This is a genomic window from Devosia sp. WQ 349K1 (assembly GCF_016595685.1).
In the GTDB taxonomy this organism is placed as follows: domain Bacteria; phylum Pseudomonadota; class Alphaproteobacteria; order Rhizobiales; family Devosiaceae; genus Devosia.
Genome location: NZ_JAENGO010000009.1, coordinates 79,986 through 102,866, shown reverse-complemented (window position 1 = coordinate 102,866; position 22,881 = coordinate 79,986). Strand labels below are relative to the sequence as shown.

At 57.1% G+C, this 22,881-nt stretch carries 19 protein-coding genes and 1 pseudogene; 9 read left to right on the top strand and 11 right to left on the bottom strand.

What is annotated here, in order from left to right:
* Positions 1–80: 80 nt before the first annotated feature.
* From JHL21_RS16860 to JHL21_RS16815, 10 genes and pseudogenes are all read right to left on the bottom strand, one after another.
* The gene (locus JHL21_RS16860) at positions 81–470 is read right to left on the bottom strand and encodes a cytochrome c (protein ID WP_199532751.1); all 390 of its coding nucleotides are present in this window, start codon (positions 468–470) and stop codon (positions 81–83) included.
* A 2-nt stretch (positions 471–472) separates the two neighbouring features.
* The gene (locus JHL21_RS16855) at positions 473–2,080 is read right to left on the bottom strand and encodes an FAD-binding oxidoreductase (RefSeq protein ID WP_200214817.1); all 1,608 of its coding nucleotides are present in this window, start codon (positions 2,078–2,080) and stop codon (positions 473–475) included.
* A gap of 21 nt (positions 2,081–2,101) precedes the next feature.
* A complete protein-coding gene (locus tag JHL21_RS16850) occupies positions 2,102–2,656 on the bottom strand; it encodes a hypothetical protein (RefSeq protein WP_200214816.1) in 555 nt (184 codons plus the stop codon).
* Between the two features lie 327 nt (positions 2,657–2,983).
* A pseudogene (locus JHL21_RS16845) lies at positions 2,984–3,282 on the bottom strand (integrase core domain-containing protein); the annotation flags it as partial.
* Positions 3,283–3,354: 72 nt separating this feature from the next.
* Positions 3,355–4,071, bottom strand: a complete 717-nt coding sequence (locus tag JHL21_RS16840; RefSeq protein WP_200214814.1) for a FadR/GntR family transcriptional regulator — start codon at positions 4,069–4,071, stop codon at positions 3,355–3,357.
* Positions 4,064–5,098 (bottom strand): four-carbon acid sugar kinase family protein, encoded by a 1,035-nt coding sequence (locus JHL21_RS16835; protein ID WP_200214813.1) that lies wholly within the window; start codon positions 5,096–5,098, stop codon positions 4,064–4,066. The genes JHL21_RS16840 and JHL21_RS16835 overlap by 8 nt, the downstream gene beginning before the upstream one ends.
* Positions 5,091–6,704: an ABC transporter ATP-binding protein gene (locus JHL21_RS16830; protein ID WP_200214811.1), complete on the bottom strand. Its 1,614-nt coding sequence runs from the start codon at positions 6,702–6,704 to the stop codon at positions 5,091–5,093. Before JHL21_RS16830 ends, JHL21_RS16835 begins: the two co-directional genes overlap by 8 nt.
* Positions 6,697–7,617 carry an ABC transporter permease gene (locus JHL21_RS16825; protein ID WP_199531542.1) on the bottom strand — a complete coding sequence of 307 codons (921 nt, stop codon included), beginning with the start codon at positions 7,615–7,617 and terminating at the stop codon, positions 6,697–6,699. Before JHL21_RS16825 ends, JHL21_RS16830 begins: the two co-directional genes overlap by 8 nt.
* Positions 7,618–7,626: 9 nt before the next feature.
* The gene (locus tag JHL21_RS16820) at positions 7,627–8,541 is read right to left on the bottom strand and encodes an ABC transporter permease (RefSeq protein ID WP_200214809.1); all 915 of its coding nucleotides are present in this window, start codon (positions 8,539–8,541) and stop codon (positions 7,627–7,629) included.
* Between the two features lie 64 nt (positions 8,542–8,605).
* Positions 8,606–10,111: an ABC transporter substrate-binding protein gene (locus JHL21_RS16815; RefSeq protein WP_200214807.1), complete on the bottom strand. Its 1,506-nt coding sequence runs from the start codon at positions 10,109–10,111 to the stop codon at positions 8,606–8,608.
* A gap of 299 nt (positions 10,112–10,410) precedes the next feature.
* Between JHL21_RS16815 and JHL21_RS16810 the strand changes: the two genes are divergently transcribed.
* From JHL21_RS16810 to JHL21_RS16795, 4 genes are read left to right on the top strand one after another with little or no spacing between them, the layout of a single operon-like run.
* Positions 10,411–11,583 carry an exo-alpha-sialidase gene (locus JHL21_RS16810; RefSeq protein ID WP_200214805.1) on the top strand — a complete coding sequence of 391 codons (1,173 nt, stop codon included), beginning with the start codon at positions 10,411–10,413 and terminating at the stop codon, positions 11,581–11,583.
* Positions 11,580–12,530 carry a 4-hydroxythreonine-4-phosphate dehydrogenase PdxA gene (gene pdxA, locus JHL21_RS16805; protein ID WP_200214803.1) on the top strand — a complete coding sequence of 317 codons (951 nt, stop codon included), beginning with the start codon at positions 11,580–11,582 and terminating at the stop codon, positions 12,528–12,530. Before JHL21_RS16810 ends, pdxA begins: the two co-directional genes overlap by 4 nt.
* A complete protein-coding gene (locus JHL21_RS16800; RefSeq protein WP_200214801.1) occupies positions 12,527–13,456 on the top strand; it encodes a dihydrodipicolinate synthase family protein in 930 nt (309 codons plus the stop codon). Before pdxA ends, JHL21_RS16800 begins: the two co-directional genes overlap by 4 nt.
* The gene (locus tag JHL21_RS16795; protein WP_200214799.1) at positions 13,449–14,582 is read left to right on the top strand and encodes an iron-containing alcohol dehydrogenase; all 1,134 of its coding nucleotides are present in this window, start codon (positions 13,449–13,451) and stop codon (positions 14,580–14,582) included. Before JHL21_RS16800 ends, JHL21_RS16795 begins: the two co-directional genes overlap by 8 nt.
* Before the next feature lie 242 nt (positions 14,583–14,824).
* On the opposite strand, the gene JHL21_RS16790 is transcribed toward JHL21_RS16795, so the two are convergent.
* Positions 14,825–15,844, bottom strand: coding sequence for a LacI family DNA-binding transcriptional regulator (locus JHL21_RS16790; protein WP_200214797.1), 1,020 nt, complete (start codon positions 15,842–15,844; stop codon positions 14,825–14,827).
* 243 nt (positions 15,845–16,087) lie between these two features.
* Here JHL21_RS16790 and JHL21_RS16785 point away from each other — a divergent pair, with 243 nt between their 5' ends.
* The 5 genes from JHL21_RS16785 (at position 16,088) to JHL21_RS16765 (ending at position 22,585) form a co-directional block, all read left to right on the top strand.
* Positions 16,088–18,394: an alpha-L-rhamnosidase gene (locus JHL21_RS16785; protein ID WP_200214859.1), complete on the top strand. Its 2,307-nt coding sequence runs from the start codon at positions 16,088–16,090 to the stop codon at positions 18,392–18,394.
* A 97-nt stretch (positions 18,395–18,491) separates the two neighbouring features.
* A complete protein-coding gene (locus tag JHL21_RS16780; protein WP_248306068.1) occupies positions 18,492–19,733 on the top strand; it encodes an extracellular solute-binding protein in 1,242 nt (413 codons plus the stop codon).
* Positions 19,734–19,789: 56 nt separating this feature from the next.
* Positions 19,790–20,680, top strand: coding sequence for a carbohydrate ABC transporter permease (locus tag JHL21_RS16775; RefSeq protein WP_200214795.1), 891 nt, complete (start codon positions 19,790–19,792; stop codon positions 20,678–20,680).
* Positions 20,677–21,504 (top strand): carbohydrate ABC transporter permease, encoded by an 828-nt coding sequence (locus tag JHL21_RS16770; protein WP_200214793.1) that lies wholly within the window; start codon positions 20,677–20,679, stop codon positions 21,502–21,504. Before JHL21_RS16775 ends, JHL21_RS16770 begins: the two co-directional genes overlap by 4 nt.
* Positions 21,505–21,508: 4 nt before the next feature.
* Positions 21,509–22,585 carry an ABC transporter ATP-binding protein gene (locus JHL21_RS16765; RefSeq protein ID WP_200214791.1) on the top strand — a complete coding sequence of 359 codons (1,077 nt, stop codon included), beginning with the start codon at positions 21,509–21,511 and terminating at the stop codon, positions 22,583–22,585.
* Positions 22,586–22,881: the final 296 nt, after the last annotated feature.

Sequence of the window (22,881 nt, the reverse complement as noted above, 5' to 3'; positions counted from 1 at the left end):
CGTTTGCCGCGGCGGGTTGGTTGGCCGCAATAAAGAAGGCCCCGGAGAATATCCGGGGCCTTCCGTTAGGTCCTGCGCGCTTACTGCAGGTTGTTCCTAGTGAGATAGTCCACCAGCGCTTCGAGTTGCGTGTCAGAAATGTGCGTCTGCCGGAAATGCGGCATGATGGAAACGCCATTACGTACGAGGTAACGGATATACTCTGGGTCGAGGTCCGTACGCTCCTCCAAAACGGCAGGCAAGCTGTCCCCGTGCAGTGCAGCGAGAGCGGTAGTGCCCGGCTTACCGGGACCTTCACCGTGGCAGTTCCAACAATGGTATTTGTAGATCTGCTCGCCATCCGTCATCGTCAAATGGTCTTGAAGGGGAATGAAGTTGGGTGCTGTGCCAACCCCGCTTTCCTGCGCCAACGATGCAGATGAAGCCGAGCCCAGAAGAGCAACAGCAGCTAAGACCTTAAACATGTTCATGATCATGACTTCCGCAGGTGTTTGGGCCAAATGCCGCCACGACCGGCCGCGATAATACCGTTGGGGTCGATGGCATCCTTGATGGTCTCGTTGAGCCGGAGTAGCGCATTGTCGTTGAAGTTATAGGCGCCAGCGATTTCATCGACGAAGGCTGGCGGAGCGCGATACTCGCCATAACCATGCTGTCGCGCGATCTCGATGATGCGAGAGAAGCCTTCACGGTTCTGGCGGGCAACTTCTGCATTGCCCTTAACCACGGGGAATCCGGTAATGAAGATGAACGTGTGATACATCCAAGTTGCAGGTGTGCTGAACGGGCCGAACATCGGCGGCATGCCTGCTTCCCGGAATGCCTTGGCCATCACTTCCTGCGCCTCGAGAACCCCTTCACCCGAGCGGGGGATCACAGCGGCAAACCACAAGTGACCGTCGCGGGGTGTTGGATTGGTCGCGGTACGAGCACCAATCGAGAAAATTTCGAGTTGCGGAATGCCCAGTGAGACACGGTGGTCTGCATTGTGCATCTGCTCGTCGGTCATCGGCATTTTGTAGAGTTCGCGGTCTTCAAAGACAGCGCCTGGAATAGCGGCGGCAATCTTTTCTTTCGCGTATTCCCAAGTGGCGAGTGTGGTCCGTTCCGGCCCATAGAACTGGAGCAACACGCCCCAATACATGTGACCGTGTTCCTGCGCCCAGGCGTCGATCGCATCGCCGTCCCATCCATCTGGAGCGTTCACGAGTGCCGAAAGCCCCTCGTCGCGCACAGCATTCATTGGGCTGCTGTAGCGTGGCATGCCGACGAGGCCTTGATCTTCAAGGTCGTTGACGATGCGTACAAGTGCGTTGATGTCTGCGCGGCGTGGAACTGTAACTTGACCGGAGCGATAGGTTTCCGGGCGTGGCATGAGATGGATGCCCATCTTGGTCACAATGCCAGCATTGCCTTGGGCAAAAAGGCTGTCCACTTGCGGGCCGAAGCCGTAGTGAAATTCGCCCCATGTTTTTGCGCCGGGTAGGGCGCCCATGCCGGTGCGGAGCAACTCGCCGTTTGCCAGAACAGCTTCCAGGCCGCTATGGGCGCGGAAGTGGTCACGGTAGTGGCCCCAAGTATAGCCAACGCCATGATCAAGTGCGTTGCCGACGATAGAACCCCAGCCTGGATCTGGGCAGTCGATCCACACGTCGAGATCATGTTCAACGATGTAGCGGTACAAATCAAAGTACGAGACGCCCGGCTCGACAATGGCGAAGTGGCGCACGTCATCGACTTCGATGATTTTGTTCATGCGCTTGAGGTCGACCACCACCGAATTATTCAGGATCGGTGCTGAGCCGCCATAGCCAAGGTTCATGCCGGTTGAGATCGGGTAGATCGGAATACGCAGCTCATTGGCGATGCGAACGATCTCTTGAACTTCTTCAACACTGGCAGGTGCCACTGCGGCCGACGCCATCAGCTCGCTGTCTTCGTCATACATTGGCGAATAAGCGTCGCGGTAGAGAACAACGTCCTCTTCCTCGGTAAAGACCCACTCAGCGCCAACAGCCGCCTTGAATTTCTCGATGGCGGTATTGAATTGTTCTTCTGTCACTCCAACGGGAAGTGCCATTTAGTAATCCTTCCTAGGAATTCAGATGTATTGGGCAGCGCCGGCTAAGGGGGCGATGATCCAGGCGTAGACGGGATCTTCCTCAGTTGCCGCTGTCAGGCCGGTGTTTTGGCTAAAGCGCGAGGAGCGAGGAACGTTGACGCCCGAGATGGAAAGGAATGATGTCGCGACATCTTCCGGCAGTCGGGCCGCATCAGCGCCGACAAGGCCGCAGCTGTCGGACATGCTGGATAATCCTTGAACGCGAATGCCACAGTCTGCACCGCGCTGGATGATTTCAGCCTGATAGACGAGGCGCATGCCATGTCGTTGGGCCAACTGGGTCAACATGAACATGGGTCCATGTTGGGTGACCCCGGCAATTGCCACAGGCTGCTTGCGCCAAACCGGATCGATTTCACGCGACCAGACATTGGTCCAGTTATCGACTACGCCTGAAGACGCTACGCCGTTGCGCGCTAACTCAGTCGAAAACCGACGACCGAAGTCGAGGTTTGCGTCATGAAAATATTTGCCAATTAGGGGGGCGCCGTCGGTCATCTCGAGACCAAACGCCTGCGGGAATAGTGCACTCAAGGCCGCCGCTCCCACAGCGCCTTTTATGACTGATCGTCTTGTTGCCAATTGATGTCCTCCTCAACAGTGTTGCGGATCTCGCCGCAACGCTAGAAGTCTTGTTGTTGAGGCTAAATCTCGTCCTGCACGAAAATTGGCTGTGTTCCCACGAAATGACTATTCTGCGGGCTTTCGATGGTAATTGGGTAAAACGCTCTTTGAGCGGAGAGTTGGGGGAGCGTAACTTCTGGTTTGGGTAACAAAGGCGCATGTCTGTCCGTCGTCAGATGCTTTGGCTCAGATTTGCACTTTGATTAGCGGACAGCGCTGCTCGTCGTTCGGTTGATATTATGCGGCGAGGCTGGTGTGCAGCAAGCGCCGATGTTGGATGGTTTTGCGTTTGAGCTTTTCTCGGTGCTTGATGATGGCAGTGGCCTTGCCAAAATAGGCGTCGGCGGGCGTCAGGTTGTCCAGGCTCTCGTTATAGCGCCGATGATTGTAGCGCTCGATGAAGGCCTCGATCTGGTTTTCAAGGTTTCCCGGATGAAGTGGTTTTCCAGGACGATGCGGTTCTTCAAGGTCTTAAGCCAGCGCTCGATCTTGCCCTGCGTCTGGGGATGCATCGGCGCGCCTCGGACATGATCCATGTCTGTTCGGCATCAGCACCTGTGTCTCAGAAATGGGTTTGCGATCTAAACTGTCATTTCTATCGGCATCGATTATTCATCAGCATATTGGTTTGATGATGGTGCGAAGAGGCGGTCGCGGGAGCCAGAGAGGTGGGTGCGCATCAACTGACGGGCACGCTCACTGTCACCCAGCGCAATAGCTTCGGTAATGGCGGTATGTTCGACAAAAACATGTGCAAGACCGTCGGACGTGCGGCGGAGTGAGAGACCGTGAAGGCGCATGCCGACGGCGATGTGCTCCTCAAGCGCTTGCATGGCTGTGACGAAATAGGGGTTCGACGAGGCCTGAGCGATTGAGAGGTGGAACATGAAATCGGCATCGGCACGGTGGGCTTGCCGATTGGTGGCGTCGCGCAGCAAATCGAGTGCGGTCTTGATCTTTGTCAGCGCTTCCGGAGTGCGGCGCTGGGCGGCAACGGCGGCGGCTTCAGGCTCAATAGTGAGGCGGAAATCATAGCAGTGTTGGAGATCGGAAAGGTTCTCCATTTGACCAAAGCCGAGAGGTTCGCGAATGCCTTGCTCGCGCACGAAACTGCCTGCGCCGCGGCGGGAATAGATCAGGCCTTGATCGCGCAGTTTTTGCAGCGCGTCGCGGACGACCGGGCGAGAGACCTGAAATTCGGCGGCTAGGGCGTGTTCGGTAGGGAGACGCTCGTCGACGGCATAGGCACCGGATTTGATCGATTTCTGGATACGGTCAAACACCGTTTCGGATAGGCTGCGGCGACCTGCTGGAGTGTCAGACATGGAACGAGCTAACTCCATAGGCGGAAGGTGAGAGAAGGCGGACGAGGGCGTCGGTATCGCCAAAACCGCCTGATTTGGAAACAACAGTCAAGCCGTCTGCGCGCGAGATGGGCAAGCCCGGTAGCGCTTCGCCTATGAGTTCGAGAGCGTGCAGACCAAGACCTTGCAATATGGTCTGTGCCGTTGCGCCGCCGGACAGCACGAGCAAGGCGTTCTGGTTGAGGGCGAGGCCGCCCAGGCTCGTGGCAAGAGCTGCGGCGACTTCCGGGCCAGTGGCGTGCACCGCGCCGGGCGTCGCTTGCAATATGGTGAGTGGCCGTTCGGCAGGCCCGCAGGGATGGGCCTCGCCATTTGGGGCGCCGATATAGGTGAGATCGGAGTAGGTGGAGCGGAGGTGCTCCACTTGCGCGAGGGTTATTGGGTCCGTGGAGCCGATGACCACATAAGCGGGGTGGAGTGGGTATTCTGGCGCGCGAGGGGCAGTTTTGCTCATGGTTTTGGCCAGAGCATTTGCGAGGCCGCGGGCGCCGATGAGGAGGTCATAGTCGTCCGTAAGGGCCGCTTCTATGTCCTCTTGGGAGGCTGTGTCGGGAATGGTGGCGCGGGTCGCATGAGAGCCAAGCACTTGCGCGATCGAAATTGGTGTTGCGACCCCGAAGCCGGTGACGCATCCATTCTCGACCACGCGACCGAAATCGGGAATGGCGGGGAGCAGCACACTACGAACGTGCGGAATTGCAGAAAGCTCGGCCTCGATATTGCCCTTGAGGCGTGAGTCCACCTTTTTGAAGAGTTTTATGCCGGCGGGGAGGGCTGCAATAACATCGGCGACGCGGGATTGTGCGCGCTCAGGCGAGATTTCGCGGCTGTCGGTTGAGATAGCGATCACACGTGGCTGGCTGGAGAGGGCTTGGTTGAAGCCCTCCATGTCCAAAGCAGCCCGGGTGGTGATGCCACGCATCGCGAAGGGCGCGGCAGCGTCGAGGGCACCGGTCAGGTCATCGGCGATGATGGCCAGCTCAAGCATTGGCTAAAACTGCGCGGCGTTGGGCTTGAACAGTCGGGTCAGGATCGAGATTGGCGGCGAGGAGTTTTTGGGTATAGGGCTGACGTGGCGCATCGAAAATTTGGGCGGTCGGACCGATTTCGACGATTTCGCCGGACTTCATGACAATGACCGTATCGGCAAAGTCGCGCACCACTCCGAGGTCGTGGGCGATGAAGAGGAACGAGATGCCAAGACGTTTGCGCAGATCGTCGAGTAGGGCGATCACTTGAGCCTGAATAGACACGTCGAGAGCCGAGACCGCCTCGTCGCAGATGATCAGTTCAGGTTCGAGCGCGAGCGCGCGGGCGATGGCAATGCGCTGGCGCTGGCCACCAGAGAACTGGTGGGGGTAGCGATCAATATGCTCGGCAGAGAGGCCGACCTGATCGAGCAGTTCGAGCACCCGGTCGCGGCGCGCTTGCTTATTGGGCATCAGCTTGTGGATGTCCCATCCCTCTGCAATCAGGTTGTAAACTGACATGCGCGGATTAAGCGATTGGGTGGGGTCCTGAAACACCATCTGGATTTCTCGGCGGACGGCGAGAAGATCGCGCGCGCTCAGGGTGATGAGGTCTTTGTTCTTCCAAAGGGCGCGGCCGCTGTCGGCTTGTTCGAGACGGAGGAGGGTGCGTGCCAAGGTGGACTTGCCCGAGCCGCTCTCTCCCACAACGGCCAAGCTCTGGCCGCGTGATAGGGTGAAGGAAACACCCTTGAGCGCGTGGAACTGACCGTAGGTTTTGCTAAGGTTGTCGACGCTCAAGAGCACAGGGGCCGCGCGATCAAGCAATTTGATGTCGCCCTTGCCCGGTGCAGCCCCAATGAGCTTTTGCGTATAGGCGTGCTTGGGCGTGTGGTAAACCTCATGCACTGTGCCGGTTTCGACGATCTCACCCTTGTTCATCACGACCACGCGGTCGGCGATTTCAGCGACCACGCCGAGATCGTGAGTGATCAGCACCAGCGCCATACCGGTTTCGGCTTGTAGCTCTTTGAGCAACGCGAGCACTTCGGCTTGAATGGTCACGTCGAGTGCCGTGGTGGGCTCATCGGCGATAAGAATATCGGGTTTGAGCATGAGTGCCATGGCGATCATCAGGCGCTGGCGTTGGCCGCCAGAGAACTGATGGGGGTATTTGCGCATGGCCTTTTCGGGTTCGGGCAGCCCGACGCGCGCAATCAGTTCAAGTGCACGCTTTCGTGCCATGTCGCGGGGACGTCCGTGCGCCGTCATCATCTCCACAATCTGCCACCCAACTGTATAGACCGGGTTGAGGTGGCCTAGAGGGTCCTGGAAGATCATGGCGAGCTTTTTGCCATTTAAGGCGCGATGCTCCTCGGCGCTGATCTTGAGAAGGTCTTTGCCCTCGTACATGATTTCGCCAGAGACGATTTCGGCGGGCGGAGTATCGAGCAGGTTCATTACCGCATTGGCGGAGACAGATTTGCCTGAGCCGCTCTCGCCCAAAATGGCAAGCGTTTCACCGCGCGAGACGGACCAACTGACATTCTTGACCGCATGGAATGTGCCGCGAGCGGTATGAAAGTCGACAGACAGGTTTTTAACGGTCAGCAGCGCTTCAGACATTCTTGGTCCTCCGGGCTTCCAGACGCCAGCGCTGGGCCGGGTCGAGCGCAACGCGCATCCAGTTCGAAAGTAGATTGAGCGAGAGAGCGGTGAGCACAATCATCAGGCCGGGCCAGAACGCGAGCCACCAGGCGGTGTTAAGATAGGGTCGGCCCTGGCTGACCATAAGGCCCCAAGTGATGTTGGGTGCCTGCACGCCTATGCCGAGGAAAGATAGAGAAGATTCAGCGAGCATCACGAAAGCGAAATCGAGCGTTGCAATAGTGACCAGTGTTGGAGCCACAACCGGCAAGATGTGCTTGAGAATGATGCGGGCGTGGTTCGCCCCCATAACGACAGCTGCCTGCACAAACATCCGCTCGCGTACTTCGAGCACCTCCGCTCTGGTGGTTCGCAAATAGATCGGGATGCGGGTGATGGCCAGCACGAGGATCATATTTGGGATCGAGGGGCCGAGCACATAGAGCACCACGACAGCGATGAGCAGCGAGGGGAAGGACATGATGACGTCAGCGAGACGCATGATGACTTGCGAGGTATTTTTACCCATGTAGCCAGCGACGAGGCCGAGGCCTGCGCCAACAGTTAGCGCAGCGGCTACGGTGCCCAAGGCGATGAAAAATGTGCTCTGCGCTGCCACAATGAGGCGTGCCAGCATCGGGCGCCCCAATGAGTCTCCGCCAAGGAAGAACACCCAGCCGCGCTCTAGGCTGAACGGCTCCAGATTACGCCCGCGCAAGTTCTGACGTGTTGCGACCTCGCCGAGGAGGGTAGGCCCAATAATCGCGGCGATCAGGATCAGCAGCAGGATGATAGCAGAAAAGAAAGCGAGCTTGTCGCGCCAGAGCATGGAGAGCAGCGAGGTGCCTTTGCTTTCTGGCGCGGAGTTTGGCTGTGCGGCGATATCGGCCATCGGAAGCTCCTAGTGACGGATACGCGGATCGAGCAAGCCATAGGCGATATCGATCAGGATATTCATGATGAAGATGGCGAGTGCGGTGATCATGATCGCGGCGAGAACCACGTTGAAATCGCGCTGCAAAATGCTGTCGATCATCAACTTTCCGATGCCAGGGAAGCCGAAAATGGTTTCGACGATAACCGCCCCGTTGAGCATGGCAGCCGCCTGGTCGCCGATGACGGTAATGACCGGCAGCATGCCGTTGCGAAGCGTGTGAACGAAGATCAGCGGCGTGTTCTTAACGCCCTTTGCGCGGGCCGTTTTTACGTAGGGAGCAGCCAGAGCAGAGAGCATTGAGCCGCGCACGACCTGCACGATCAGGCCGAAGGGGCGAATAAAGAGCACGGCAATGGGAAGAACCCAATGCCACGGCGTGCCGACGCCAGAGGTGGGGAGCCAACCCAGGCCCAGGGCAAAGATGACGATAGCTACAATCGCGATCCAGAAATCAGGTGCTGACGCGCCGATCAAAGAAACGATCGACACTAAGCGATCAAAGAAACCGCCAACGTTAAACGCCGCGAGAGAGCCAAGTACGATGGCCGCCACAACAGCTAGGGTCATGGTGATTAACGCTAGGGGCAGGGTCCAAGCATAGGCTTCCAGCACGATGTCGAGAGCAGGCCGCGCTTTGCGCAGGCTCTCGCCAAAATCGAGTTGGCTCAGATCAACGAGATAGAACCAGAACTGTTCGATCACAGGACGATGGAGGCCGTGCAGGCGTCGGAACTCTTCCTTCATCTGGTCTGTCGCATCGATGGGCAAGAACAGCACAGCGGGATCCCCGGTGAGCCGTGAGAGAAAGAAAACGAGCACCATCAGGACGAGCAGCGATAAAGTGCTCGCGATGGCGCGTTGCCCAATCAACTTGATCATACAGAGTGTCCCTTAGACGTCTCGGCGATGTCGGCGAACCGACACCGCCAGGGTTGTATCGCGCTTACTTGAAGCCGATTTCACTCAGCTGGAGCTGACCGTTGGTCGCAATGGTCGGGGTGAAGGCGAGGCGTTCGCTGACGCGGCTAAGACCAACCATGTGGAACAGCAGGACGTCGGCAACGGCTTCATCGTGGACATAGGCGAACACATCGGACCAGAGCGCGGAGCGTTCGTCGCCAGTGGCAGCGGAGGCCTTAGCGATCATATCGTCAAGCTTTGGATCGGCAACGCCCGACTGGGTGCCATCGCTCGCATACTTGAAGAACATCGAGAAGACTGGGTCGCCGCGGCTGTTGTCATGCTGCGCCATGATAAGGCGCGTGCCTTCGCTTTCTGGGTAGGGCTTGGAGTAGAACTGTTCGTGTTCTGCCACTTCAACCATGCGTACCGATGCATTAAAGCCTGCGTCGCCTAGCATCTGGGTGATCGCTTCAGCAACTTCCGTGACGTTCGGGAAATTCTCGGTGCGGGCGATGATTTCGATCGGCAGGCTGGTGTCGACGCCATCGGCCTTGGCTTCAGCCAACAGTTGCTTGGCGAGTTCTGGATCGTAGGCTGGCGGCTTGAGTGCTGCATTCCAGCCCAGAGTGGTGGGCGGGGTCATGGCAACAGCCAGTTCAGTGCCCTCAGGCAGAATGGTGCCGATGAACGCTTCACGGTCGATAGCGGCATTGAGTGCCTTACGAACGCGGATGTCGCTGGTCGGTGCATCCTGGCTGTCGATACGCAGGTAGACGGTTTCCGAATTCGGGTAAGCGAAATCGAGTGCCTTGTTATCAGCGGATTCGGCGGTGATCTGGGGAGCGATATCGGCTTCACCAGCGGCCACCATGCCGGCGCGAACGGTGGCTTCCGAGCGGAAGACGTAGGTCGCCTTGGTTACTTCAGGCTGCTCACCCCAATAATCGGCGCGGCGCTCAAGAATAATGTGCTGACCAGCGGTCCAATCGGTGAGGGCGTATGGGCCTGTACCAACAGGGTCACGGACGAATTCGATTGGTGTTTCTGATGGAACGATGGTGACGAGCGACATCAGTAGCGGCAGAATTGGCTGCGCAGGCTCCGCCTTCACATTGATCGTCTGGGCATCGATAATGTCGAAGGTGAGCGCGGTATCAGCGAAGTAGCGCTTGCTTTCACAGGTGATCTGGTCGCTGAAAACTCGATCGAACGAGTGCTTGACGTCGGCGGCGTCAAAGTCTGTGCCGTCAGAGAACTTCACGTTTGGACGCAGCTTAAACTGCCAAGTACCTTCGCCGAGATCTTCCCAGCTTTCGGCTAGGCGCCCTGTCAGGCCCTTGTCACCGCGCACGTCGAGTTCGGTCAGCGTTTCGCTGATGTTCTGCATCACTACGCGGCCAATGTTCGAACGGGTGGCCATGCAAGGCTCTACCAGATCGAGCTCTTCGCTCAGAACGACGGTGATGTCGGTGTTTGCCTGGGCCATTGCCGGGGCGATGGACGTGGACGCCAAAAGCGCGCCAACGAGAATCGGCTTCAAGTACATGTTTGCCTCCCTCCGCAGTTGTCGATTGGCGCATGGGCTGCTGCGGCAGCGCCTGGCCTATTTCCTCAAAGGGCTGGTTCGCCAGCTCTTGGCTTGTACTATCCGAAAACTCATAAATGTTGTCAATTGAAAAACCGATTGTTGCGACAAGGGTGATTTTGAAGTGATGCAAAATACTGAAAACATTTAGAAATTCGTGATATGACCAATATGTTGGATGCAAAAAGTTAGAATACAAACTTGACAACATGTGTTTGTGCGTTGAGTTTGATGGTAGATTTTATTCCTTGGGAGGGGACATGCTGCCGACCGAAATAGCAGTCCGAATGGATGGGGTTTTGCGGGAAGGTGAGAATGGCGCGTTTGAAGCGCTTCTGCCTTCGCCAATGGTGCAGAACCATGCAGCGTTTCTCGCGACTTTAGATGATGGTTCCCTTGCCTGCCTTTGGTTTGGCGGCACGTTGGAAGGGAAGTCTGATATCTCGATTTTTAGCGCGGTATTGGCGCTAGGAGACACGACTTGGGGGGCTTACTCGCAGCTGAGCAATGACCCAGACCGGTCTGAGCAAAACCCGGTTTTGTGGAAGAATGGCCATGGCGTGTGGCAGCTTTTGCACACGGCGCAGCCCGCCGGTAATCAGGACGAATGTCTGCTGCGGGCGCGAGAAATTGCATTTGACGGAGTGGCCCTAAGCGGCGCGGAGCCACGCGTGATTGGTCTGCCACTGGGGTGTTTTATTCGCGGACGATTTGTACGCCGCAAGGATGGCGCTTGGATGATGCCGATTTTCCGGTGCGTGTCGCGGCCGGGGCAGCGCTGGAACGGTAGCCATGATACGGCAGCAGTCGGCATTAGCCACGATGAAGGGGCAAGCTGGACGCTGCATGATGTGCCGGGATCGATCGGCTCCGTGCATATGACCATTGTGCCGCTCGATGGCGACCACATGGTGGCCTTTTATCGCCGTCGCCAATCGGACTTTGTGCATCGTTCGGAAAGTCTTGATGGCGGCATGACCTGGTCCGCGCCACAGCCGACCGATGTGCCGAACAATAACTCGTCCATCAACGTTATTCGACTTGCGGACGGACGCTTGGCGATGGTGTGTAATCCCACCTCGGCTGCGACCTCGGATGATCGTAGGGTTTCCCTCTATGACGAAATCGAAGCGGGTGATGATCGGCCAGACGCGAGTGGGGGATGTAACCCCATCTGGGGCGTTCCTCGTGCGCCGCTTACCCTTTGCGTTTCCGATGACACCGGCGTGACCTGGCCACTGCGTCGGGTTGTCGACAGCAGCTCAGGCGCTTGCCTTTCGAATAATTCGGAGGATGGGCGCAATCAGGAGCTGTCATATCCCTACATTCTGGAAGGCGCGGCTGGCGAATTGCATGTCGCTTACACCTACTTCCGGCGTGCGATCAAATACGTCCGTCTCCCCGTGGGATGGATCGACGGAGGTAAGTCGTGAGCCAAATCCTCGGCATCACCATGGGCGACCCGGCTGGCGTCGGCCCTGAAATCGCAGTCAAAGCCGTGGCGGAAATGGGCGCCAACGAACGTGCGCTCACCCGTATTTACGGCAATCGCGCCATTCTGGAAAAAGCCTGCGCCGTGACGGGCGTCTCGATTGATCTCGATGCGGTTGTGGTCAATCTCGACATCGAAGGCCCAGAGTTGGAGTGGGGCAAGCTCGACCCGCGCTGTGGCGATGCTGCTTTCCGCTTTATCGAAAAGGCTGTGCGTGATGCGCAGGCTGGCGACATCGGTTGCATAGTAACAGCGCCGATCAACAAGGAAGCTCTGAACCTCGCAGGGCATCACTATGACGGCCACACCGGCATGCTGGCAGCACTGACAGGGCAGAAGTCGGCGTTCATGCTCCTTGCATCTGAACGCCTCAAAGTGATCCATGTCTCTACCCACGTTTCGCTGAAAACAGCGATTGATCGGGCGACGCCAGACCGCATTCTGGCGACTATTCGTGCTGGCAATGAGCACCTTAAGCGCATGGGCTACGAAAATCCGCGCATCGCAGTGGCCGGGATCAATCCGCATTGCGGCGAGTCTGGTCTATTCGGCACAGAAGACGATGTGCAAGTGGTGCCTGCCGTGGCTATGGCCAAGGCGGAGGGCATCAGTGTGCAGGGACCGATTTCGGCCGATACAGTCTATCACCGTGCCTATACCGGCGCATTTGATCTGGTGATCGCGCAGTATCACGATCAGGGGCATATCCCGATCAAACTCGTGGCTTTCGACACGGCCGTGAACGTGTCGTTGGGCCTACCGATTGATCGGACCTCGGTGGACCACGGCACCGCTTTCGACATTGCCGGCACCGGCAAAGCCAACCACGTCAACATGAAGTCTGCGATTGCCTATGCGCGTCGCCTTGTTTCAGGAAAACCAGCATGAACCCCGCCACTGCACTTCCCGTTTCGGGTGTTTTTTGCGCTGCGGCGACGCCGGTTTTACAAGACGGAGCTCCCGACCAGTCGGCATTCAACACCCACGCTAAAGCACTCATTGAAGAAGGCTGCGATGGGGTCGCTCTGCTTGGCACGACTGGTGAAGCCAATTCGTTCAGTATCGGCCAGCGCATGAGGCTGCTCGAAGGCGTTATCGCCTCCGGCCTTGATGCCAAGCGCTTGCTACCCGGCACCTCCCAGACCAATGTTGCTGACAGCGTCACGCTCGTGCGCCATGCCGTGGATGCGGGCGTAAAGGCCTGTGTGGTGTTGCCTCCGTTTTACTACAAGGGCGTGAGCGACGAAGGTCTGTTCCGCTTTTACGCTGAGGTCATCGAAGGCGTTGGGAGCGATGATCTGCGGGTCATTCTCTATCACATTCCTCCCATCGCGCAGATCGGCATTTCGCTTGAGCTGACGGCACGTCTGCGCGAGGCATTCCCCGGCGTTATTGTTGGCGTCAAGGATAGCTCGGGCAAGCTAGAAAGCATGCAAGCCTTCGCCAGTGCCTTTGAGAATTTCTCAGTGCTGGCGGGTGCAGATCCATTCATGTTGCCGCTGCTGCGTTCAGGCGGAGCGGGATGCATCACCTCCAGCTCGAACCTGATTGGCGCGCATTTGCGTGTTGTATTCGACAATTGGTTCGACACTGCACAGGCAGATAAGGTTGAGGCGGCGCAGGCCCGGATAAACGCATGGCGCGACCTCTCGAACGCCTATGTGCAGTTGCCGACGATCAAGGCCATGTTGGCTCGCCGCCGCAACCATGCCGGTTGGACGCGTGTACGTCCGCCGCTGGTGGAGCTGACCGAAGCGGAGATCGCAACCGTCTGGGCGCAAATGGATCGTCTGGAGGCGGAAGACAATGGTTGACTTCGCTTTATCTTTGTCGCGCGCCATTACGCTGGTGCAGCCGGCGCGACTAGAAATTGGCGCGGGCACGGCGTCTCGCTTGGGTGAATGGGCGACGGGGCACAATCGCATCCTCGTCGTCGCGATGGGCCCAACTGTGGCATTCGTCGAGCGCCTCGGACTGAAGGGGGAGGTGAGCGTTTACACCGATCTTCCGCCTGAGCCAGATTTGCCAGCAGTGAATGCTGCCCTCGTAGCTGCTCGTGCATTCAAGCCTGACCTCGTGGTCGGGCTTGGTGGTGGTTCGGTGATGGACGTTGCCAAGCTTCTGGCGGCGCTGTGGGATAAGGATTTATCTATCCCCGATGTCGTCGGGGCAGGCAAAATTCCGGGTCGGTCGACGGCATTGGCGCAGATCCCCACCACATCGGGGACAGGGTCGGAAGCAGGCATTCGCGCCCTTGTCACCAATCCGGACACGCTAGCGAAGATGGCTGTCGAAAGCACGCATATGCTTGCCGACATTGCAATTCTTGACCCGGAACTGACGTATTCGGTGCCACCCGCCGTCACGGCGGCGACTGGCGTTGACGCAATGGCGCACTGCGTCGAGGCTTTCACCAATATCAAAGCTCATCCGTTGATTGACGGCTATGCGCGCCTTGGGATCGCACTGGTCGGGCGCTATTTGAAGCGTGCCGTTGCCGATGGCAGCGATACCGAAGCGCGTGCCGGGATGATGCTGGCCTCTTACTATGGCGGCATTTGCCTTGGCCCGGTGAACACCGCTGGTGGCCACGCACTGGCCTATCCTTTGGGAACGCGACTAAAGCTGCCGCATGGCTTGGCCAATGCGATCATCTTCCCGCATGTGCTGTCCTATAACGCCAAGGTATGCCCTGAGAAGACCCAAGAGATCGCCGATGCCCTTGGGTTCGACACAAGCACTGAAGCGACGCTGTTGCAGTCGAGCCTAGCCTACTGTCGTGAACTGGGCGTAGAGATGTCACTACGAGCCCACGGCGCTAGTGCCGATGAACTCGGCTTGTGGGCTGAAGAGGCTTTCGCCATCAAACGGCTGATCGACAATAACCCCCGCACATTCAGCCTAAGCGACATCGAAGCGATCTATCGCTCAGCGCTTTAAAGCGACGAAACCTCCCACAATCAACCACTACCTGATTGGTGGGAGGTCGTTCGCTTTACCCGAAACACCTAAGTGTTTTCGAGAGTGCGATGAGGCAAGCGCGCCTCGCAGGTTGTCGGAGCCGCCCGGTGCGCATTGGCAGTTTTTTGACATAGGGAACTCGTCCGCAACGTGGTCAGCAGACTACCTCTTGCGGAGTGCGATTTATCGGACATGCTCTCTTGCGCACTGGGTCGGATGCGTTACTGACGCGTCGAACTTCTCCGGGCAACCAGCCGGGGTGGCACAACAAAGTGCTCCGCCTCGACACGCCCCTTGATACGCTCGACAACAAGGCGTGCTGCTTGCAGGCCGAGGAGTTCCCCCGATTGGTCGATGCTCGAGAGACTGTTTTGAGCGAAGTCGCAGTACATGGTGTTGTCATAGCCGACGATGCCGACGTCCTCTGGGATCCGTAGACCCAGTTCGGTCGCCACACTGATGACCTCAAGGGCGATGAAATCGGTCCAGCAAAAAATTGCGTCGGCTCTGTTTGGCCCGAGTAACATTCGCCTGGTAGCGAGCTGCACGTCACGCATCACCTGTGAGCACGGGACGATGGAAATGTTTTTTCCCAGACCAGCCTCCATCATGCCGCGTCGGTAGCCCATTTCGCGTTCTGAAATGATGGTTGATGTGCCGGTCATCATGCTCAGCATAGCGATCCGCTTGTAACCGGCTGCCGCGAGATGTTTGACGGCTAAAAGCCCTCCCTGCTGATCAAAATTGTTGACGGTGTCGAAATGCTTGGCGTCAGGGTCGTGATGACCAATTGCCACCATAGGTTTTTTGCTGGCGATATAGTCCAAATTGGTTCGGCTTTCCGTAGAGCCGACCAGAATAATACCGTCCATCTGACGGTCTACCATCGACTCCACAACCGTCATTTCTAAGGCTTCGTCCGATTGGCTCAGGCCCATCATCACCCGGTATTGAGTGCGCTCTAGCGCATTGTTCATGCCGACCATGATGTCAGCAAAGAATGGATTGCGGAGGTCTGGCAGGACAACGCCCAGCGTATAAGTTTGCCCTCTCATCCCGCGTGCGGCAGCAAGCGGCCTGTACCCCAGCTTTTCCATCGACGCGCGGACTTTGGTGCGCAAGTTTTCTGAGACGCCATAAGCATCCCGAAGGACTTTTGAAACTGCAGCCACGGAGACGCCTGCGTCCGAAGCAACGTCTTTAATGGTCACACGAGCAGACGATGTGTCCTGTTTTGCCATTATCAGTCTGTCCTAACGCATTGGATGCCATGGAATAACTCGCGCGGCTCTAAGCAGCCCGGTGCCGCGTGACATTATCTATAATTGCATATTGCCAAACCTACAATTTCGTAGAACGATGCACGTAGAACATTCTACAAGATCGCTATAGCGACATGTTCTTAGGGAGGAAAAGGCGTGGACCACGCATCGAATTTGCATGCCCAGATTTCTGAGGCCGATCACCATATTTGGACCGCCGAAATGGTCCGGCCTGATTGTGACCAAGGTGTGGGTACAGGTGCGAGTTTCATCGCTAAGACATTTTCGGTTTCGGCAACTGGTGGCACGACGCTGTTGCGCATCAGTGCCTTGGGTCTTTACCGGGCCTTTATCAACGGGCAGCGCGTCGGCCAGGATCTCCTGACGCCAGGCTGGACGGTCTATGACAAGCGCTTGAGCTACCAAACTTACGATGTCACGGAATTGCTTATCCCGGGAGATAACCGGGTCGAGATCTGGTTGGGCGACGGCTGGTACCGCTCGCAGCTCATGTGGGGTGAGTACCCCATTATCAACACTTGGGGCGACAAGATCGCCGCGATCGCGGAGCTATCGCAGGACGGTGCGGTTATTCTCTCCACCGATGCTACGTGGGAAAGCGGTGAGCTGCCTGTCCTTAAGTCCGGAATATACTTTGGTGAGATTTTTGACGCGCGGGTAGCGCCCAAGGTGACCGCAGGGTCAAGCGCCTTGCCGTTCGATCCTGCGATCCTGGTTGCGCATGAGACGACCCCTGTCAGGGAAATGGAGCCCCTAGCAGTTGTCAGATCATGGATCGAGGCAGATGGTGCGACCGTCTACGATTTTGGTCAGAACGCCGGAGGCAACGTCGCGTTCACGGTTTCTGGTGAGGCCGGTGCTCGTATCCGCGTGGATCATGGCGAGGTGCTGGATCAGGACGGCCATTTTTATAACGGCAACTATCGCACTGCCGAAGCCCGTATCGAATATATTCTGGCAGGGTCTGGCGAGGAACATTATCGCCCATACTTCACCTTCCAAGGCTACCGCTATGCTCGCGTAACGATAGAAGGGGCGGCGAAGGTCCTCGACATCGTTTCCGTGCCGATGTCGTCGGTCACTGAGGTTAAGTCGAGCTTCACATCGGCCAATCCAATGGTGGACCGTCTCTTCCTCAACACGATTTGGTCTCAACGCGCGAATTTCATCGAAGTGCCGACAGACTGTCCGCAGCGGGACGAGCGCCTCGGTTGGACCGGTGACGCTCAGGTCTTTGCTGGCACCGCTTGCTATCTTGCAGATGCACAAGGTTTCTTCCGCAAGTGGATACGTGATCTTGTCGCTGATCAGCGCGCTGATGGCGCGATCCCACATGTGTGCCCAGATCCCACGCGTCAAAACGACGAGCATTATCCGGGCTTCTTCGGATCGACCGGGTGGGGCGATGCCATCTACCAAGTTCCGTGGCAGATGTATCTTCACTTCGGGGATACGGAGATTTTGGCTGAAACTCTCCCCGCGATGGTCAAGTGGGTGGATTTTGTTTGGTCAATCAGCGATGGCCCGATTGTCAGCCCACCACGAGAATGGGGCGCTCGGGGATTTAGTTTTGGCGATTGGCTGCAGCCCAAAGGGCCGAGTGCTAAGCCGCTTCCAACAATCGGCGATGACGCCGCCGCAACGATTTACCTCTATATTGCAGCAGCTCAGGTTTCTCAGATTGCTGACCTTGTCGGTGATCGTGCCATCGCTCAGCGGATGCGAAAGATAGCGGACGAGGTGAAGGCCGCTTTTGCGCTTGAGTTCATCACGCCCTCAGGCCGTCTCGCCTACGATGACCAAACATCCTACGCGCTGGCCATCGTTCATGACCTCATCCCAGAGGCGAAATACGAGGCGGCAAAACAGTATTTCCGTAACACCATATTGCGGAGCGAGCGTCGCATTGGAACCGGCTTCATTGGTACGCCGGCACTGCTACCCGCGTTAATCAAGATCGGCGAGTGGGCGCTGGCGCGCGACGTTTTCCTGCAGGAGGATGTGCCCGGCTGGCTTTATCAAGTGAAGATGGGGGCAACCACTATTTGGGAGCGGTGGGATGCTATCCAGCCCGATGGGTCGATCTACAACCCGCAGATGAACTCCTACAATCACTATGCCTATGGGTCCGTTTGCCAGTGGCTGCTGGAAGGCGTGGCCGGCTTCCGTCCAGACGCGCGAGAGCCTGGGTTTAAGACGATCGTTTTCGAGCCGCTCATCCTGCCCGAATTGTCACCTGTTCGCGCTCATCATGACAGTCCGTCTGGGCGCATCGCGGCCCAATGGGAAATCAACGGCACGAGCGTGCGATACGACATCGAAGTTCCTGAGGGGAGCCGGGGACTACTGGTGTTAGCGCACGACTATCACGACGTAATTTTGGACGGGCAGGGGATAGAGGCCAGGGAGGCTCCACTATCGTCAGGTCCGCACACCATCACTTTCACTTACGACCCGCCGTCGCGCGACGTGATTGCGGAGAAGCCAGTGAACGCCAACACGCCATAAGCGTGTCGGATCGAAAAAGGTCCAAAAAGGATCCTTGGGAGGAGGAAACCAAATGAAGACGAAACTTGGTGCCATGTTGGGAGCCAGCACGCTGGGAATGTTCCTGTTGGCGACGGCCGTTCAGGCGCAGCCTACCGGAACGCTCACTTTCCTAGTCGATAACGGTCCCCAGTCTCTGGCGGCTGCCGAAGCTTGGATTGAGGCCTTTACGGCAAAGAACCCCGGCGTAACCATCGATATGGAGGTTCGCCCGGGTGGCAGTGAAGGCGACAACATCGTCAAGACCCGCCTTGCAACGAGCGCTATGGCCGATGTGTTCTTCTACAACTCGGGCTCGCTATTCCAAGCGATTAACCCGACGCAAAACCTGATGCCGTTGACCAATGAGCCGTTCCAGGCTGGAGTTCAGGACAGTTTTAAGTCCGTAGTGTCGGCTGGTGGTGAGGTCTATGGCGCGCCATTCGCTCCCGCTATGGGCGGCGGCATTCTCTACAACAAGCCTATTTACGCTGAACTTGGCCTCGAAATCCCCAAGACTTGGGCTGAGTTCATGGCCAATAATGAGAAGATCAAGGCCGCTGGCAAAACAGCTGTGATCCAGACCTATGGTGATACCTGGTCGAGCCAGCTCTTCGTCCTCGCTGACTTCTTCAACGTCTTGGCCGCCGAGCCGGACTTTGCGGATAACTACACTGCGAACAAGGCGAAGTTTGCAACCAGTCCCGCAGCGACGCGTGGCTTTGAAAAGCTGCAGGAAGTTTACGAAGCTGGCTATCTCAACGCCGATTTTGGTGCCGCCACCTATACTGACGGTGTTCGCATGATCGCCACGGGCGAAGGCGCGCATTACCCAATGCTGACCTTTGCCATCGGTGCTATTGCGGAAACCGTTCCGGAACATATCAACGACGTTGGCTTCTTTGCGCAGCCCGGTGATAGCGCGGACAGCAATGGTCTGACTACCTGGATGCCGGATTCTATCTACATCTCGAAGAACGCCGCAAATCCTGAACTGGCTAAAGCGTTCCTTGCCTTCGTTGTGAGCCCAGAGGGCTGCTCGGTGCGCAATGATGCCATCGGCGCAACCGGCCCATACATGGTTGCTGGCTGTGAACTCCCCGCTGACGTGCCGCCTGCAGTCGCCGACATGTTGCCCTACTACCAAGAAGGTGGCCAGAACGCTCCGGCGCTCGAGTTCCTCTCGCCGGTCAAAGGTCCTGCGCTTGAGCAAATCACGGTTGAAGTGGGTTCGGGCATTCGCAATGCCGCCGATGGTGCCGCGCTCTACGACGAAGACGTCCGTAAGCAGGCGCTCCAGCTCGGCCTCGCTGGCTGGTAATCCATAGGTCTGTTCCGGGGGCGTCGCTCCCGGAACACTCTTCTGCTGAGGGTGGCATGGCTTTCGCTCAACCGTACACGCGCAAGCACAGAAAGCAGGCGGCTTATCCCGCATGGTTCCTGCTGCCTGCTGCTATTATCTATACGATCTTCTTTCTTGCCCCCACTTTTGCGTCGCTCTATTTCAGCCTGACACGTTGGACTTTGTTTGATGCCACCTTCATCGGCCTCGACAATTTCGCCCAGTTTTTTAGAGAGCCTTTTCTCGTTCAGGGGCTGGTCAACACGGTCGTCTATGCCGTCATTACCTCCGGCTTGAAGGTGGTCATCGGCATGCTTCTGGCAGTCCTGCTGACTAGCCAGATCGTGGCCCGTGGCTATCTCCGCTCTGTTGTCTTCTTCCCGGTGTTGGTGTCGACCGTCGGCGTTGGCATCACCTTTACTGTTCTCATGCACCCAACAACGGGCATGATAAATCAGGCCCTGGCCGTGTTTGGCGTTAAAGGCCCAGGTTGGCTTGTCGACCCTAAGCTTGCCCTGTTCTCCGTCGCACTCGTTGATGTCTGGAAAGGCGTGGGTCTTGCCACGGTCATTTTTATCGCAGGTCTCGTTGCCATTCCGCGCGACTACTATGAGGCCGCTCGGATCGATGGCGGCACGAAGCTGCAGAACTTCTTTTACGTGACTTTGCCGCTATCCCGTCCGGCCACAGTGACGGTCATTACCCTGAGCTTTATCAGCGGGTTGAGAACCTTCGACCTCATCTGGGCGATGACCAAAGGTGGTCCGGGCTTTGCCTCCGATACCATCGCCTCAGTCATTTACAAGCAATACCAAGCCGGTTTCTACGGCCTTTCGACGGCGGGCAATGTGGTCCTCTTTATCCTGATCGCCGTTCTGGTCGTGCCGCTCACCATGTTCCTCAATCGTAAGCAGGGACACGAATGAAATCGCGCGCCCCACTCATCGGCGGCATAGCCGCTATTGCTGCCACTTTCGTGGTTTTTGTCATCCCCTTTGTTTTCATCGTTCTGATGGCAATGAAGGATCGCAAACAATCCGCGCTGCGCGACTTCTCTTGGCCCAATGGCTTCCACTTGTTCGACAATGTCATGGAAGTGGTGAAAACGCGCAATTGGATGATGATCACCGCCTTCATCAATTCATCCATCATCACCGTGTTGAGCGTGACGCTCCTGGTCGTTTTCGCGGCTATGGTCGGTTACGTCTTGGCCCGGCGCAAATCGCGTTGGAATGGCCTCGTTGAGTTTCTCATTCTTGCTGGGCTGATGATCCCACCCGCAGTCGTCCCAACGATTTGGTTGCTGCAGGGGCTAAAACTCTTCGGCACTCTACACGGCATGATCCTGATTGAAGTGGCCTACAATCTGCCGTTTTCGATCATGCTCTATCGAGCCTTTGTTTCGACCATCCCGCGCGATCTGGATGAGGCTGCGATCATAGACGGCGCCCGCCCGTTAGACGTGTTCTTCCGGGTGATCCTGCCGCTGCTCTGGCCCGTTACCGTCACCAATATTGTGGTGCAGTCCGTTGGCATCTTCAACGACTTCACCAACCCGCTTTACTACCTGCCGGGCAATGGAAATGCGACGGTGCAGCTGACGCTCTACAATTTCCAAAGCCAGTTCAACACGGCTTTCAACCTGCTCTTCACGAATATTCTGCTGATCACCATTCCACCCCTTCTGGTCTTCTTGTTCTTCAATCGTCAGATCGTTGCCGGGATGACCGCAGGCGCCGTTAAAGGATAACGCCATGTCCAGTTTAAAACTCACACAACTGCGCAAAAGCTATGGTGGTCTTGAAGTTATCAAGGGCGTGGATTTGGACATTGAACATGGTGAGTTCGTCGTCTTCGTAGGGCCGTCCGGCTGCGGGAAATCTACGCTTCTGCGCATGATCGCGGGCCTAGAGGAAATCACCGGCGGCGAACTTGTCATTGGCGATCGTGTCGTCAACGACGTCGAACCACGCGACCGTGGTATCGCCATGGTATTCCAATCCTACGCGCTCTATCCGCACATGACGGTCTACAACAATGTCGGCTTTGGTCTGAAGCTCGCAGGTGTGCCGAAAGATATACGTGACAAGAAGATCCGTGAAACGGCCCGCATTCTGCAAATGGAGCATCTGCTCGATCGTAAGCCCAGCCAGCTATCAGGTGGTCAACGACAGCGCGTCGCCATAGGCCGGGCGATCGTGCGTCAGCCAGAAGTGTTTCTGTTCGATGAGCCTCTCAGCAATCTCGATGCTGCGCTGCGGGTCGACATGCGCATGGAGCTGGCTAAGTTGCACAAAGATCTCGGCGCTACAATGATTTACGTCACCCACGATCAGGTTGAGGCGATGACCTTGGCCGACAAAATCGTCGTTCTTGACGGGGGCGTTGTTCAGCAGGTTGGCTCACCAATCGAGCTATACAAAAAGCCAGCGAACCTCTTTGTAGCTGGCTTCATCGGGTCGCCAAAGATGAACTTCACACCTGTCACGGTTGAAAAAGTTGATGGGGCGAGTGTCACAGTGAGCGGGCAAGACATCGTTCGATTGACCGTTCGTCGCGAGACGGTTGGACTAAAGCCGGGCGACAAGCTCACCCTTGGAATTAGGCCACACGATTTGAAACAGGCGCAGTCGGGTGCGATTGTTGGTCGGATCGGGTTGGTGGAGCGGTTAGGCAATGAGACCGTGGTGAACTTAGAACTTCCCACCGGAAGTACATGGCTTGCCGTTCTAGACGGCGACCGGCCGCTACAGCGCGGCGAAAGCCTTGCTCTCGACGTGGATGCTGAAAGCGTACGGTTTTTCGATGATCAAGGATTGGGGCTCGACTAACCAGTTTACTCCCCAATCACGACCCCGAGGCCTGCTCTGGCTGTTTCCCTTATCAGTTGAAGCGTGATGTCCTATGTCTACCGAGGCGCAGATCGCGTTCACTTTGAAGCAGGTCGAGGACCATCGCCGGGCTGATGCCCTCGGAAAGGAAGTGCTCGCGCTAGTTCGAGTAAGAAAACTCAACCGGAAGCGGCTCGTTGCCAAGCTGAGCTTGGACACCGCCATCCGACCACTACGGCGCGCATATACCCGGAAAAGCGTCTGGCAGATGGCCCGCTATCGGGGGCACGTCTCGT